This window comes from Xanthomonas sp. 3498 (assembly GCF_014199795.1).
GTDB classification, from domain to species: domain Bacteria; phylum Pseudomonadota; class Gammaproteobacteria; order Xanthomonadales; family Xanthomonadaceae; genus Xanthomonas_A; species Xanthomonas_A rydalmerensis.
Genome location: NZ_JACHOH010000004.1, coordinates 424573 through 440102, shown reverse-complemented (window position 1 = coordinate 440102; position 15530 = coordinate 424573). Strand labels below are relative to the sequence as shown.

Annotated in this window: 6 protein-coding genes; all 6 read left to right on the top strand. The window is 69.7% G+C overall.

Annotated features, from left to right (window positions below; all coding sequences use genetic code 11):
* Positions 1 to 93 precede the first annotated feature (93 nt).
* A complete protein-coding gene (locus tag GGR66_RS14595; protein ID WP_184448725.1) occupies positions 94 to 2406 on the top strand; it encodes a S9 family peptidase in 2313 nt (770 codons plus the stop codon).
* 836 nt (positions 2407 to 3242) lie between these two features.
* Complete coding sequence (locus GGR66_RS14590; RefSeq protein ID WP_160970223.1) at positions 3243 to 3551, top strand: flagellar basal body protein; 309 nt, start codon at positions 3243 to 3245, stop codon at positions 3549 to 3551.
* Positions 3552 to 3700: 149 nt separating this feature from the next.
* Positions 3701 to 6067 carry a Tat pathway signal protein gene (locus tag GGR66_RS14585; protein WP_184448724.1) on the top strand — a complete coding sequence of 789 codons (2367 nt, stop codon included), beginning with the start codon at positions 3701 to 3703 and terminating at the stop codon, positions 6065 to 6067.
* Positions 6068 to 6398: 331 nt separating this feature from the next.
* Positions 6399 to 9227, top strand: coding sequence for a TonB-dependent receptor (locus tag GGR66_RS14580; protein ID WP_184448723.1), 2829 nt, complete (start codon positions 6399 to 6401; stop codon positions 9225 to 9227).
* Between the two features lie 167 nt (positions 9228 to 9394).
* The gene (locus GGR66_RS14575) at positions 9395 to 13576 is read left to right on the top strand and encodes an Ig-like domain-containing protein (RefSeq protein WP_255421710.1); all 4182 of its coding nucleotides are present in this window, start codon (positions 9395 to 9397) and stop codon (positions 13574 to 13576) included.
* Positions 13573 to 15168, top strand: a complete 1596-nt coding sequence (locus tag GGR66_RS14570) for a family 43 glycosylhydrolase (protein WP_184448722.1) — start codon at positions 13573 to 13575, stop codon at positions 15166 to 15168. Before GGR66_RS14575 ends, GGR66_RS14570 begins: the two co-directional genes overlap by 4 nt.
* Positions 15169 to 15530 lie beyond the last annotated feature (362 nt).

The window sequence follows — 15530 nt, the reverse complement described above, 5'->3', positions numbered from 1 at the left end:
TTAGCCGCGATAGGCTTTGCTGGTAACGCCGGGTCGCGGCTGAAGCCGCTCCTACAAAAAAAGAAGCGTGCCATCGAAACTCTCGGAAACCGCATGAACAAGTTCGTCGCCTCTCTCATCGTCGCCCTGGCGTGCTGCGCCGGCGCCGCACAGGCCGCGCCCAGCGTCGCCGACTACCAGCGTTCGCTGGGCCTGCGCGAGGCCTGGATCGGCCTGACCGAGAACGTGACCTGGCCGGCGCAGTGGCGCGACGACGGCACGTTCTACTACCGCAAGACCGTGCCAGGCGGCTTCGCCTTCGTGGTCGAGGACGTGGCCAGCCAGCGCAAGCAGCCGGCGTTCGACCAGCAGCGAGTGGCGCGCGCGCTGAGCGCGGCGACCGGCACCGCCTATTCGGCGCTACGCCTGCCGTTCGCACGCTTCGCCTATGCCGCCGAGGGCGGCCAGCCGCAGGCGGCGATCGCCTTCGAGCTCGACGAAGCGCTGTGGCGCTGCACCCTCACCACCTACGTCTGCGCCCGCGCCGATAGCGGCCCGCAGCCGCGACCGCGGGGCTTTGGCGTGGTGCGCGACCTCAGCGTGCCGGCCGACGCCACTCCGCGGCGCTCGCCTGACGGACGTTGGGAGGCCTATGTCGACGGCAACGCGGTGATGCTGCGTGCGCTGGCCGACGGGCACACGCTGCGCCTGGCCGATGATGGCCGCAGCGACGATTTCTACGATCCGGAAACCATCGCCTGGGCGCCGGATTCGCAGCGGCTGGCGCTGTACCGGGTGCGGCCCGGCTTCGCCCGCCGCGTCACCCGAGTGGAAGCGGCACCGCCTGGCGGCGGACAGCCGGTAGTGCGCACCCAGCTGTATCCCAAGCCCGGCGACGCGGTGGACATCGAGCGGCCGGTGCTGTTCGACCTCGGCGCGCTGGCACGCGGCGGCGCGCCCAAGCGGCTGGCCATCGACGATGCCTTGTTCGCCAACCCCTACCAGCTCTCGCCGATCCAGTGGCGCCGCGACAGCGCCAGTTTCGTGTTCGATTACGTGCAGCACGGTTTCCAGCGCATGCGCGCGATCGCGGTGGACGCGGCCACGGGCAAGGCGCACGTGGCGGTGGGCGAGGACGCGAAGACCTTCGTCTACGCCGACCGCAGCTACCACCACGATGTCGATGGCCTGGGCAAGGAGATCCTTTGGATCTCCGAGCGCGACGGCTGGCGCCACCTGTACCTGTTCGACGGCAGCAACGGCCGCATCAAGGCGCAGATCACCAAGGGCGAGTGGATCGTGCGCGACGTGCTGCGCGTAGACGACGCACAGCGGCGCATCTGGTTCACCGCCAGCGGCATGGATGCGGGCAAGGATCCCTACTACCGGCACCTGTTCGCGGTGGATTTCGACGGCAGCCACCTGACCCGGCTGACCGAGGCCGATGCCGACCACGACGTGGCCATCGCCGCCGACGGCCGCCATTACGTGGACGTGTACTCGCGTCCGGACATGGCGCCGGTGATGGAGCTGCATGCCACCGACGGCAAGCTGCTGCAGGTGGTGGAGCGCGGTGACATCCGCAAGCTGCAGGCCGCCGGCTGGCGCGCGCCGCAGACCTTCGTCGCAAAGGGCCGCGACGGCAAGACCGACATCTGGGGCATGGTGGTGCGGCCGCGCGACTACGACCCGCACAAGAAGTACCCGGTGATCGAGAACATCTACGCCGGCCCGCACGATTCCTTCGTGCCCAAGACCTTCTGGCCGTTCGGCTACCACTCCGGCGGCGACAAGCAGATCGGCATGCAGGCGCAGGCCGACCTGGGCTTCATCGTGGTGATGATCGACGGCATGGGCACCGCCAACCGCTCCAAGGCCTTCCACGACGTGGCCTGGAAGAACCTCGGCGATTCCGGCTTCCCCGACCGCATCGCCTGGCACAAGGCGCTGGCGGCGCAGGATCCGTCCTACGACATCGGCCGCGTCGGCATCTACGGCGCGTCGGCCGGCGGGCAGAGTACGTTGGGTGCGCTGGAGCGGCACCCGGACTTCTACAAGGTCGGCGTGGCCTACGCCGGCTGCTACGACAACCGCATGGACAAGATCAGCTGGAACGAGCAATGGATGGGCTGGCCGGTGGACGCCAGCTATGCGCGCGCCTCCGGCGTGGACAATGCGAGCAAGTTGCGCGGCGACCTGCTGCTGATCGTCGGCGAGCAGGACAGCAACGTCGACCCGGCCTCGACCGCGCAGGTGGTGGACGCCTTGATCAAGGCCGGCAAGGATTTCGACCTGTTGGTCGTGCCTGGCGGCGAGCACACCGTCGGCCGCTCCACCGGTCCCATCGATTACGTCCAGCGGCGGCAGTACGACTTCTTCGTGCGGCATCTGCTTGGAGAGCCGACGCCGGCGTGGAATCGGCTGTAGTGGGGGCGGGATTGGGGAGTTGGGATTGGGGATTGGCAAAGGCGTGGGATCCCTGCTCCTTCAGGGCTCGGCTTTTCCCTTCTCCCTCCGGGAGAAGGTGCCCCGCAGGGGCGGATGAGGGTGCGGGTGGTGCAATGAGTTGCGGAGCTGGCGCTGCGCCTCCGGACCCTCACCCCAACCCCTCTCCCGGCGGGAGAGGGGTTTCGGTCTCCCGCGATGATTCCTTCTCCCTCCGGGAGAAGGTGCCCCGCAGGGGCGGATGAGGGGGCGGGCGCTGCACCGAGTCCGGAAGCGGCACGGTGCTCCCGTACCCTCACCCCAACCCCTCTCCCGGTGGGAGAGGGGCTTCGGTCTCCCGCGATGATTCCTTCTCCCTCCGGGAGAAGGTGCCCCGCAGGGGCGGATGAGGGTGCGGGTGGTGCAATGAGTCTGGAAGCGGCGCGGTGCTCCCGGACCCTCACCCCAACCCCTCTCCCGGTGGGAGAGGGGCTTTGGTCTCCCGCGATGATTCCTTCTCCCTGTGGGAGAAGGTGCCCCGAAGGGGCGGATGAGGGTGCGGGCGCTGCAATGAGTCCGGAAGCGGCGCGGTGCTCCCGGACCCTCACCCCAACCCCCGCTCCGCGCCCCGGCCCGCGCTTGCGGCGCGGGCGCTCCAGGGCTTGCGCGCCAGTGGCGCGCAAGCCGTGCCCCGTCGCCCCGAGGGGAGAGGGGCTTTCGCTATCAGCGCTGACGCATCCGCTCTTGCGAATCCCGAATCCCCACTCCCAAATCCCCAAACTAAAGACCTCGCCAAACCAGCCGATATCCCGGCACGTCTCCCTGCACCCTGGCCCGCCATGACTGCCATCGCTCCCAGTTCTTCGATCGCGCTGTCCGGCATGCGTGCCGCGACGTCCGGGTTGCAGGTGCGCGCCAACAACATCGCCAATCTCTCCACCGATGGCTTCCAGCGTTCCGTGCCGGTGAACCAGGCCACCGCCGGTGGCGGCGTTGTAGGCCAGGTGCAGCAGGCCGACGGGCAGGGCAGCGATCTGGTCGACGACATGGTCGGCACCCTGACCGAGCGCACCGCGTTCCAGGCAAATGCGCGGGTCTTGCGCGCGGCCGACGACACTATCGGCAGCCTGCTCGACGTGCTCGCCTAAGCCGCACCGGTCCATCGCATTCCCGCAGCGCAGCACCGCCGCGACCACGCGGCTATGCGATTTTCCGCACCGATCCTCGGCACAGCGCACAAGACGCTGCGGCGTGCGCAGCGCACGATGCAACGATCGCATTGCATCGGGGACGGTAGATGGATCGGAGAGATTTCCTGCGTCAGGGCCTGGCGGTCGGTGCGGTCGCCGGCGTGGAAGCACTGGCCGGGCGTGCCGCCGCGGCACCGGCGGCGGTCAGCAGCACGCGTGCGCCAGCGCCGCCGCAACTGCAGCCATTGGCGGCCGATGCGCTCGCCGGGCATACCTTGCAGTGCCGTTTCGTCGAGGCCGGCGCGACCTGGGAGGTGTACGAAGACCTGCGCCAGCCCGATGGCGACCTGACCCTGCGCGGGCCGGGCGGGGCGCTGGTACTGGGCAAGCGCACCGAAGCGGTGTTCCCGGCCGCGCAGGCGCCGTACTTCGGCATGGCCCTGGCCGAGGTGGCGATGGCCGACGCCGACCTGCTCGCCGATCGCCTGCTGCGCGACGGCGACCCGCGCGCCGATGAGGTGCGCGACGTCGCGCCGCCGCCGGCCTCGCAACTGGATCCCAAGGACTACAACGGGCGCCTGCCGTGGACCACCTTCGTCGGCACCCGCGAATGCGCCGACACCATGCCGGTGTACCCGGACGGGCGCACCCGCTGTTATCGCGCCATCCAGTCGTTTCCCGAGCTGGGCAAGGACGAACTGGTGCGGCGTCGCAGCGAAGGCCTGCTCGGCGGCTGGATGCCGGCGGTGCGCAAGGTGGTGCCGGCCGGCGAAGGCCGCTACTACGACATCCTGCTGTTCGCCGACGTGCTGGCCGAGGACCGCTTCGTGGTGCAGACCTGGCACCGCAGCGCGCTGGTCGAACACGGCAAGGTCAGCAAGGTGGTGTACGGCTACAGCTATCCCGACTACCCGCCGCGGCGCGGCCCGCGCAGCGCCGAGGACTTCTACCGCGGCCTGCTGGCCTTCGCCGGTTATTGGCAGGCGCAACTCGCCGACACCGTGCAGGCGCAGACCCCGGACCCGAGCTGGCGCGACATGGCGCGCTTCGCCTTCGCCCGCGAGCTGGTGGTGCGTCCGGGCGGCACCTATCCCAAGTACGGCGCGGTGGATCGCGACTACTACGGCAACGAGTACGACGGCTTCCAGGACACCTTCACCAGTTCGCTGTACGCCAACCTCGAGTGGGGCCGCTTCGCCCAGGCGGCGGCGGTGCTGGACGGCTATTTCAGCGATTTCGTGCAGGCCGACGGCATGGTCAACATGCGCGGCGCGGAGACCGGCCAGTTCGGACTGACCCTGTCGCTGCTGGCGCGCTACCTGCGTTACACCGGCGATGCTGCGCTGCTGCGCAAGCACCGCGACAAGATCGCCGCCACCGCGCAGGTGCTGGCCGAACTACACGACGCCAGCCTGCGCCTGCCGGCGTCGGCGCCAGGGCACGGCCTGATCCACGGCTGGAACGAATCCGATGCCTGCCTGTTCCCCGATCCGCAGGTGTGGTGGAAGCCGTACTACGCCAACAGCGCGCTGGCGGTGCGCGGCTGGCAGGACCTGGCCGCGGTGTGGAGCGGCATCGCCGGGCCTGGCGGGCAGGCCGCTACAGCGCAGTGGCAACGCCGCGCGCAGCAATTGTCCGCACAACTGCTGCGCACCCTGCGCGGCAACGTCCGCCGCGATCTGCAGCCGCCCTATATCGGCCCGTTGCCCGGAGTGAAGCTCACCTTCCGCCAGTCGCTGCAGCAGGAGCACCCCAGCGAGCAGGGCTGGCCGCATCGCGCCTACGCCGAACTGCTGCAGGCCGACGTGCTGCCCGACGACCTGGCGAACCTGGTCATCGACTGCGTGCGCGGCCACGGCGGCACCAGCCTCGGCGTGGTCGGCAACATCACCGCGCCGACGCCGGAGGCGCGCGACCTGCTCGGTTTCATCTCCTACGGCTACGCGCAGCAGTTGCTGCGCCTGGACCGGATCGAGGAGTACCTGCTGTTCCTGTACGCGCACCGCTACCACGTACATACCCGCGGCAGTTGGACCGCGGGCGAGGTCACCGGCATCACCGGCGGCATGCCGCTGTTCTGCATCCCCGCGCAGATGACCATTCCGCTGCTGCTGCGCTGGATGCTGGTGTTCGAGGACAGCGCCGGCGAGGAACTGTTCCTGGCGCGGGCGGTGCCGCGCGACTGGCTGGGCAGCGGCGAGACGATCGCGATCGACGCCGCGCCGACCCGCTGGGGTGCGGTGTCGCTGCGCCTGCGCGCCGATCCGGCGCAGCGCCGCATCGAGGGCGGCGTGCGCTTGCCGGCGCAGCGGCCGGCGCGCACCTGGCTGACCCTGCGGGTGCCGGCCGGCACCCGCCTGCAGGAGGTGCGGCTGGACGGGCAGTCGGCGGCGCTGTCCGGGCCGCGCAACGAGCGCGTGCTGGTCCCGGCCGGCAGCGCGGCGACGGTGGCGATTTCGGCCGTCTACGGCTGAGTGGCGAAAAAGTCGGAAACGTCCCGGTCGCGGGCGGGGCAGTGCGGTATTCCGCACGTTTTCCCGATAAATACGACAAGACGCCGCACGCAGCCTACGCGCACATTGTGGCCGTGCAGTGAATGTCCAGGGGGAGATTCCTGCACGCCACCGGGGACGCAGCGCATGAGTCGTGCGCGTCGCCGTGCAGGCGGCGTCGGGATCGTCCCGTCCGGCGGCGCATGCGTGGACACGTCCGTTTTCGTATCCGCCACACGCGCTGGTGACGGAGCGGCCGCCTGGGGAAGGGCGGCGCTCCGACGATCGCCAGGCCGCCGCTCAGGAGATTCCGATGCCGTCTTTGCTCGAACGCGTTGCGCCGCTGCTCCCGTGTTCCTGGCGCGCCGCGCCGCAGCCCGGTCCATTGGCCGCGGCGATCTGTACCGCGCTGGCCCTGCTCGCGCCGGCGGCGCAGGCGCAGGATGCGCCGACCCAGGACACCCAGGCGACCACGCTGGAACGGATCAGCGTCACCGGCAGCCACCTGCGCCGCGTCGATGCGGAGACCGCCAGCCCGGTCATCACCATCGACCGCCAGCGCATCGAGGACAGCGGCCAGGACACGCTCGGCCAGTTGCTGCAGCAGCTGCCGGCGATGGCGGGCAATATGCCCAACGTCGCGCTCAACTCCGGCTTCAGCCACGGCCGTGCGCTGGTGTCGCTGCGCAACCTCGGGCCCGAGCGCACCCTGGTGCTGGTCAACGGCCACCGCATGGCCGGGCCGGCCAGCAGCGTCGCCGCCGCGCCCGGCGTGGACGTCAACGCGATTCCGGCGGCGATGGTCGAGCGCATCGAGGTGCTCACCGACGGCGCCTCCTCGGTGTACGGTTCCGACGCCATCGCCGGCGTCATCAACATCATCCTCAAGGACAAGTACGACGGCTTCGCCGCCACCGCCGACTACGGCCTGAGCACCCACGGCGACGGCAACCGGCGCTCGCTCGGCCTGGAGTGGGGCAAGACCTGGGAGCGCGGCGGGCTGATCCTCGGCGTGAGCCGCAGTTCGATGAATGCGCTGTACGACAGCGACCGCGACTACGCGCGCACCGCGCAGAACTACCTCAACGGCCAAGTGGTGGAGCGCCGCGGCAATGGCACGCGCGCCTTCCTCAGCAATGGCAGCGTGCTGACGCCCAATGCCAACCTGGCACCGGGCCAGGTGAATGCGGGTGATTTCCACACCTACAATCAGGCGGTGGAAGGCTACGACGCCTACACCGGCCAGTACCTGGTCACCCCCGTACAGCGCACCAACGCCTCCGCGCACGCCAGTTTCGATTTCACCCCGAACGTGCAGGGCTACCTGGACATGTTCTGGACCCGCAGCGAGACCACCTCGCAGCTCACCGCCTACGGCCTGGAGCTGCCCAACGCCGCGCAGAACTACTACAACCCCTTCGGCAGCCAGCTCACCCGCTACCTATTGCGTTCGGTGCCGGCCAACACCCGCGTCTACACCTCGACGATGTACCAGACCAACATTGTCGCCGGGCTACGCGGCAAGTTCGGCGACAGCAGCTGGCAGTGGGATGCGGCGGCCGGCTACGCGCACTACAAGGACACCCTGGTGCGCAACGGCTTCTCCATCACCTCGGCACTGAACAACGCGGTGGGCGCCTCGTTCCGCGACAGCGACGGCACCATCAAATGCGGCACGCCCGGCAACGTGATCGCCGGCTGTACCCCGATCAACGTGTTCAATCCGGACGATCCGGCCACCATCGCCGGCATCAAGGCCACCCAGAGCGCGGTCGACCTGATCGACGAGAGCACGATGAAATTCGCCGAGGCCAGCGTCAACGGCGACCTGTTCGCGATGCCGGCCGGCGCGGTGCAGGCCGCGTTCGGCCTGTCGTTCCGCAGGAACGGCTTCTCGCAGGGCACCAGCAACCCGGTGGCGGCCGCCGATGCGGACGGCAACTGCGACTACAACGACGGCTGCATCATGAACCAGGGCCACGACGAGACCATCAAGGAGGCGTATGCCGAAGTGCTGGTGCCGCTGCTCAAGGGTGTGACCGGTGCGCAGGCGCTGAACCTCAACCTGGGCACGCGCTACTCGCGCTACGACTACTGGGGCAGCACCACCAACAGCAAGGTCGCGCTGGAATGGCGGCCGATCGACAACCTGCTGATCCGCGCCACCGGTTCGCAGGTGTTCCGTGCACCGGCGCTGGGCGACCTGTACGGCTCGCCGTACAACGGCGTGGTCGACGACGTCGGCACCTACACCGATCCGTGCAACGGCTACACCGGCGGCGGCAATCCCGCGGCCTGCGCCAACGTGCCGACCAACGGCAGCTTCGTCAACACCTCCTCGTTCACCGTGCTCACCACAGGCTCGGCCAACGCCGGCTTCGCGATCAAGCCCGAGCAGGGCCGCTCCTACAACATCGGCGCGGTGTACGACCCGGGCTGGGCCGAGGGCCTGTCGCTGAACCTGGACAGCTGGCGCGTCTCCCTGGACGACATGATCAACGGTACCGGCCTGGACCAGGTGCTGCAGAACTGCTACGACGGCCAGAGCGCCTACTGCCCGCTGATCAAGCGTGGCCCCACCGGGCAACTGGTCAGCGTCACCGTGCCGTTCGCGATCAACAGCGGCAAGGTCGACATCCGCGGCGACGACATCGGCATCAAGTACGCGCTGCGCGATACCGCCTGGGGCAACTTCCAGGCCGGCGTGGACGCCACGTTCCTGTCCAGCTACACGTTCAGCGGCGACAGCCACAACTACGTCGGCGAGACCTCCAGCTACGGCAACATGCCGCGCTGGCGCGCCAACTTCAACTTGGGCTGGGACAACGGCCCATGGCATGCCAGCTGGAACACGCGCCTGATCGGCCCGACCACGGTCGGCAGCGCCTACGAGGACTATTGCATCAACACCGCCGCCGACGGCAGCTGCGTCTACTTCAAGGTCGGCACGGTGACCTACCACGATGTCTCGCTGAGCCGGAAGTTCGAGAGCCTGCACACCACGCTGTCGGCCGGCGCCAACAACGTCGGCAACCGCAAGCCGCCGCAGTACTACGGCTACGCCAGTGCGGCCAATACCGATGCGTATACCTACGACACGCTCGGGCGTTACTTCTGGGCGCGGATCAGGACCGAGTTTTGATTCGTACGCCTGCACCCGGTGGCGCCGCGTCGCGCGTGCGGCGTGGCGCCATCGCCCTGCTTGGCAGCCTGCTGTTCGTGGCCGCTGCGGTGTCGGCAGCGGCCGACGCTGGCGACCCGCTCGACAGCGACGGCGAAGGCCTGCAGCCGAGCAACGCCGCGATCGGCATGCCGCGCTTCAAAGGCGATGCGCACCCGTTGCCGGACAGCGGCGTGGCGTTCGCGCCGGGGCAGGGACAGGGCCAGTTGCAGCGGGTGTTCGCCGCCGATCTGGCGGCGGGCGCCGGCAGCGCGCCCGGTCGCGATTTCTGGATCGATCGCCTGCTGGTGCGGCAGGGCACCGGCGGCGGTTTCGGCGACAGCAACAATTGGCTGTTCACCCGCGGCCGCGCCGCCTACCTGTACACGCACCGGCCGGAGGAGCCCGGCTTCGTCGGCGACGTGGCCTATGTGCACAAGACCGGACACGACGCGCTGTTCCGTCTGCAACTGGAGCGCGACGGCGTGCCGATCGCCCTGATCGAGGACAGTGCGCAGCGGCGGCAGACGCCGAGCTATTTCAGCAGCGTGTATGCCGGCGCTGGCGTGCGCCTGCAACTGGTCAAGTTCATCAGCGAGCAGAACGTGGCGGTGGCCGAGGCCACCGTGTCCAGTACCGACGGCGTGGCGCACACGCTGACCCTGCGCGCGGTCTCGCCGATGGCCACGCATGCGCAAGGCGCCGAACTGACCGGCGCCTTCGTCACCCACAACGCCATCACCACGCTGTTCCCGCGGCTGTCCGGCGATGGTTTCGCCGTCGATGGCGCGAGCATCGTGCGGCCGCTGGTGGTGCCGGCACGCGCGCCTGCGCCGACCCTGAAGGTGCAACTGGGGCTGGTCGCACGCGAACTGCCGGCGTCGCTGCAGGAGTACCGGCGCATCGCCGCGCAGTCGCCGCAGCAGGCCTACAGTGAGCACGTCGTCGCCTACAACCGCTGGTGGGCCGACAACCTGCCGTACCTGGACACGCCCGAGGACAATCTCGACAAGACCCTGTTCTACCGCTGGTGGCTGCTGCGCTTCAATTTCGTGGATGCCGCGGTACCCGGCAACGACTACCAGTTCCCGGTGGCGATCGAGGGCGTGCTCGGCTACGACAACGCCATCGTGCTCACCACCGGCATGTTCATCGACGACCTCAAGTACCTGCGCGATCCGCTCTACGCGTACGGTTCCTGGCTCGGTGCCGGCGAGACCGCCGGCGGCGGCAAGTACGTTGACAACCCCGGCGCGCCGGAGAACTGGTCCAATTCCTACGCGCAGTACCTCAGTGCCGCGGCCTGGCGCGCCTACCAGGTGCATGGCGGGCCGCCGGCGATCGCCGGGCAACTGGCGCGCTACGCCAGCGACGACGTGGAGGCGCTGCTGCGCGCCTACGACCGCAACGGCAACGGTCTGATCGAATACGACTGGGCGGCGATGACCGGCAACGACGCCGACGCGGTCTCCTTCGACTGGGCCAAGCACCATGGCGCGCCGCGCATGGACCGCAGCGAGAGCGCGTACGTGTACGCCAATGCGCTCGCCGCCGCGCAGGCCGCACAGCTGGCCGGCGACGCCGCCACCGCGGTGCGCATGCAGGCGCTGGCGGCGAAGATCCGTCGCGCCGTGCTCGAGGTGCTGTGGCAGGACCACAGCGCGCAGGCCGATGGCATGGGCCTGCACGGCGACCTGCTCAAGCAGCGCCAGGCCGACGGACCGCGCCTGCCGGTGGACTGGAAGGAAACCAACAACTACTACCCCTTCAGCGTCGGCCTGATGCCCAGGCACGGCGATGCCGACGACGATCCCAAGTACGTGCGCGCGCTGCGCCTGTTCGCCGACGCCCGGCAGTTCCCGCTGTTTCCGTTCTACACCGCCAACCAGGCCGACCAGCAGGCGCGCGGCGAGGGCGGCAGCAACAATTTCTCGGTGATCAATTCCACCGTGGCGTTCCGTCTGCTCGGCAGCGTGTTGCGCGATTACCCCAGCCCGTACCTGGACGCGTCCAGCTACCGCAAGCTGCTGTACTGGAACGCGTGGGCGCACTACATCGACGGCGACAACCGCTACCCGGACCAGAACGAATTCTGGGCGCAGGGCAGCGCCGCCGATGGCGGCCGCATCGGCTATCGCTCGTGGATCCACCACACCCAGCTCGGCGCCACCAACTTCACCGTGATCGAGGATGCGATGGGCCTGCGGCCGCGCAGCGATGCCCTGATCGAGCTGTATCCGATCGACATCGGCTGGGACCATTTCGCCGCCGACCGCCTGCGCTATCGCGACCGCGACCTGAGCATCGTCTGGGACCGCGACGGTCGCCGCTACGGCGGCGCCGCGCCGAAGGGCTATTCGCTGTACCTGGACGGACGCCTGGCCTTCACCATCGATCGCCTGGCGCACGTGCTGTACGACCCGGCCAGCGGTCGCGTGCAGGCCTTGCCGGACGCGGTCAATGCCGATGCAGCGTCGCTGCGCGTGCTGGCCACGCACCGGCTGGCGCTGCAGGTGCCGCAGCAGGTGCGCTTTCCAGGCGCGGCGCGAATCGGGGCGGTCCTCGCCGACGCCGGGCTCGACATCGCGCTGCCGCCCGGCGCGCGCAACCTGGCGCAGGGTGCGGCGGTCAGCGCCAGCTACACGACCGATGGGTTTCCGGCCACGGCGGCGGTCGATGGCAGCACCGCCAACGAGCCGTTCTGGGGCACGGCCGGTTCGCCCGCCGCCAGCGACTGGCTGGAACTGGATCTGCATCGGCCACAGACCCTCGACGACGTGCGCGTGTACTTCTATCGCAGTTCATCGCCACCGGGCGAACAGCACGGCTTTGCGTCGGGCACGCGCGCCGGCTACGCGCCGCCGTGGCTGTACGTGCTGCAGTATCGCGATGGCAACGCCTGGAAGACCGTGCCGGGCCAGGTGCGCGATATGCCGATCGCGCAGGGCAACCGCAACCGCATCCGCTTCCCGCCGCTGCGCGCGCAGCACTGGCGGGTGCAGGTGACGCATGCCGGCGCGTTGCGCACCGGGATCAAGGAGATCCAGGCCTATGCCAGCGGTGCCGCGGTGCCGGCCGCGCACGGCAACCAGGCGCCGCAGGTCGAGGCCTGGCAGGAAGACGGCAGTGCCGCGGGCGGCGTGGTGCGCCTGGTCGGTCGGGTCGGCGACGACGCGCTGCCGAACGGCACGCTGGCGCTGCACTGGCGTACGCTGCAGGCGCCGCCGGGCGGCGCGGCGCTGTTCGAGCAGCCGCAGGCGGCCACGACCGAGGTGCGCTTCACTGCGCCCGGTGCCTACACCTTGCAACTGCAGGCCGACGATGGCGCCTTGCAGGGGCACGCCGAGATCGCGGTGGTCGCTGCGCCGACGCCGGCCGGGCAGACGCTGCAGGTGCAAGGCGAGGCCACACCGAGCGCGCAGTTCACGGCCGGCCACCACCGTCTGCAGGCGCTCAACGATGGGCTGCTGCCGGCGCCGGACCAGGTGCCGGCCGCCGACCGCCGCTGGGGCAGCTGGGGCCGCGCGCAGCCTGCCTCGGTATGGGTGCAGTACCAATGGCCGCAAGCGCAGCGGCTGAGCGCGGCGGCGCTGTATCTCTGGGACGATCAGCCGCAGGGCGGGGTGGCGTTGCCGCGCGCGTGGACCTTGCAGTACCTCGACGGTACGCAGTGGCGCGACATTGCCGTGCGCGGCGGCTATCCGGTGCATGGCGACGGCGCACCGAGCCGGGTGACATTCGCGCCGGTGGTGACCACGGCCTTGCGTGCGGTGCTGCAGACCGCGGCGCAGGGCGAGGGCCACTACGCGGTCGGCCTGGACGAATGGCAGGTATTCGCCGAGCGGGCGGTGGCGACCGAACCGGTGGACGTGCGCATCGCGCCCGGGCAGGTGCCGGCGTTGCCGGATCGCATTGCCGGCACCTTCGCCGACGGCAGCTGGGCCTGGCTGGGGGTGCGCTGGTCGCCAGCGGATCCGGCGGCGCTGGCGGGCGAGGGTCGCGTGCAGGTGCAGGGCCTGGCCGATGGCGGCGTGCCGGTGAGCGCCAGCGTCTGGGTCCGCGCGACCGCGCCGGGCCAGCTCACCACGGTGCAGGCGCCGCCGCCACTGCACGTGCGCGCCGGGCAAGCGCCGGCGCTGCCGGAGCGGGTTTCCGTGCAGTACAACGACGGCTCGCGCGAGCGCGTGCCGGTGCAGTGGTCGCCCCTGGCGCCGGCTTCCTATGCGACGCCCGGTCGCACGAGCGTGGTCGGGCAGGCGCAGGGCCGCGATGGCACCGGAACGCTGCCGGTGCGGTTGGAACTGGTGATCGAGGCGGAGGCAGCGCCATGAGCGGGCAGCCCGTACGCATTGCAGTCGCTTGGCTGCTTGCGGCATGCGCTGCTTGCATCGGCCTGACCGCAGCCGCCGCACCGGCGGTGCCGTGGTCGCGGCAGGTGCATGCGCCTGGCAATCCGATCCTGGCCGATGGCCGCGATTATTCGGCCGATCCCGCGCCGCTGGTCGCCGACGGCAAGCTCTACATCATCGCCGGCCGCGACGATGCTGCGCCGGAGCAAAACGACTTCGTGATCGACCGCTGGCAACTGCTGGTCACCGACGACGTCGGCCGCGGCAACTGGACCCATTACCCGAGGCTGCTGCGCCCGCAGCAGGTGTTCGCCTGGGCGGCGCCCGGCCACGCCTATGCCGCGCAGATCGTGCAGGGTCCGGACAAACGCTACTACCTGTATGCGCCGGTGCAGGAGGCGCACTCGCGCAATGCCGATCCGTTCGCGATCGGCGTGGCGGTGGCCGACAGCCCGCTGGGGCCGTGGCGCGACGCGCATCCGCAGGGGCCGATCCTGTCGCAATCGCTGCCGGTGCCCAATGCGATCCAGAACATCGACCCGACCGTGCTGGTCGACGACGACGGCCGCGTGTACCTGTACTGGGGCACCTTCGGCAAGCTGTTCGGCATCGAGCTGGAGCGCGACATGGTCACGCCGAAGGGGCAGGCGGTGGCGGTGACCACGCTGGACGGCTATTTCGAGGCACCCTGGCTGTTCAAGCGCGGCGATACCTACTACATGGCCTACGCCGGCAACCGCGCCGGACCGGATTCGGACTGCACGCCGACGCTGTACCACGCCTGCATCGCCTACGGCAGCGCGCCGTCGCCGCTGGGCCCGTGGACCTACCGCGGGGTGCTCCTGCCGCCGGTGTCCTCGACCACCTCGCACCCGGGCATCGTCGAATTCAAGGGTCAGTGGTATCTGGTCTACCACACTGCCGATGCGAAGGGCGGCGGGCATTTCCGCCGCAGCGTGGCGATCGACCGATTGCAGTGGGACGACACCCGGCAGCCGGCGCGGATCCTGCCGGTGGTGGCCACGCGGCGGCCGCAGCCGCCGTTGCCGCCGCAGCGCAACGTCGCCCGCTATGCGCAGGCCAGCGCGTCCAACGGTCCGGACATCCCGCACCAGTACTGGATCGCCGCGCTCAACGACGGTCGGGTCAAGCGCAATCCCTTGCCGCCGCAGCTATGGGGTAGCTGGACCGCGCACAACCCGCCGCAGCAGTGGCTGCAATACAGCTGGGCGCAACCGGTGACGCTGCAGCGCAGCCGCATCCTGTTCTGGGCCGATCATCCGCCGGGCGCGGACACCGGCGTGGCGCCGCCGGCGCGCTGGCGGCTGGAATACCGCCGCGATGGGCGCTGGTGGCCGCTGGCGCAGAGCACGCACACGCCTGTTGCCGGCCATTGGCAGACACTGCGCTTCGCGCCGGTGACCACGCGCTGCGTGCGCGCGGTGCTGGATGCTTCCGGCGGTGGCGAGCGCTACGCCGCGTTAGCTGTGCAGGAGTGGGAAATGCTGGCGCCGCAGCCGCAGCGTCTGCCGCAGGCCGGCACCGCCGATGCGCAGCATTGCGATGCACATTGAGGCGAGGCGCGCATGCTGACCGAGCCAACCTCGCAGAGCTTCGCACGCGTTGCAGTTGCAACACCTGCCGCTGACCTCGGCCGGTTGCCGGCCGCATCATGTTCCTGTCGTGACGATCGTTTGATTTTCGGACTCTGTGCGGAATTATCCCGATTCCATGAAGAGAACCGTCGGGTGCATTGCGTTTTACTGGACTAGTCTGGCGACGCGTCGCCGATGCGTGCGTGGCTGACGCGCCGGATGTTGTCGGGGTTCCGCCGGAAGCGTTCTTGTACCGGCATGCCGTCGGGGTGGCGGCATGCATCCATCACCGGGGCTGTTGCGGCGGATCGCGCGTCGATCGTCCTATCCATCCAATGTCG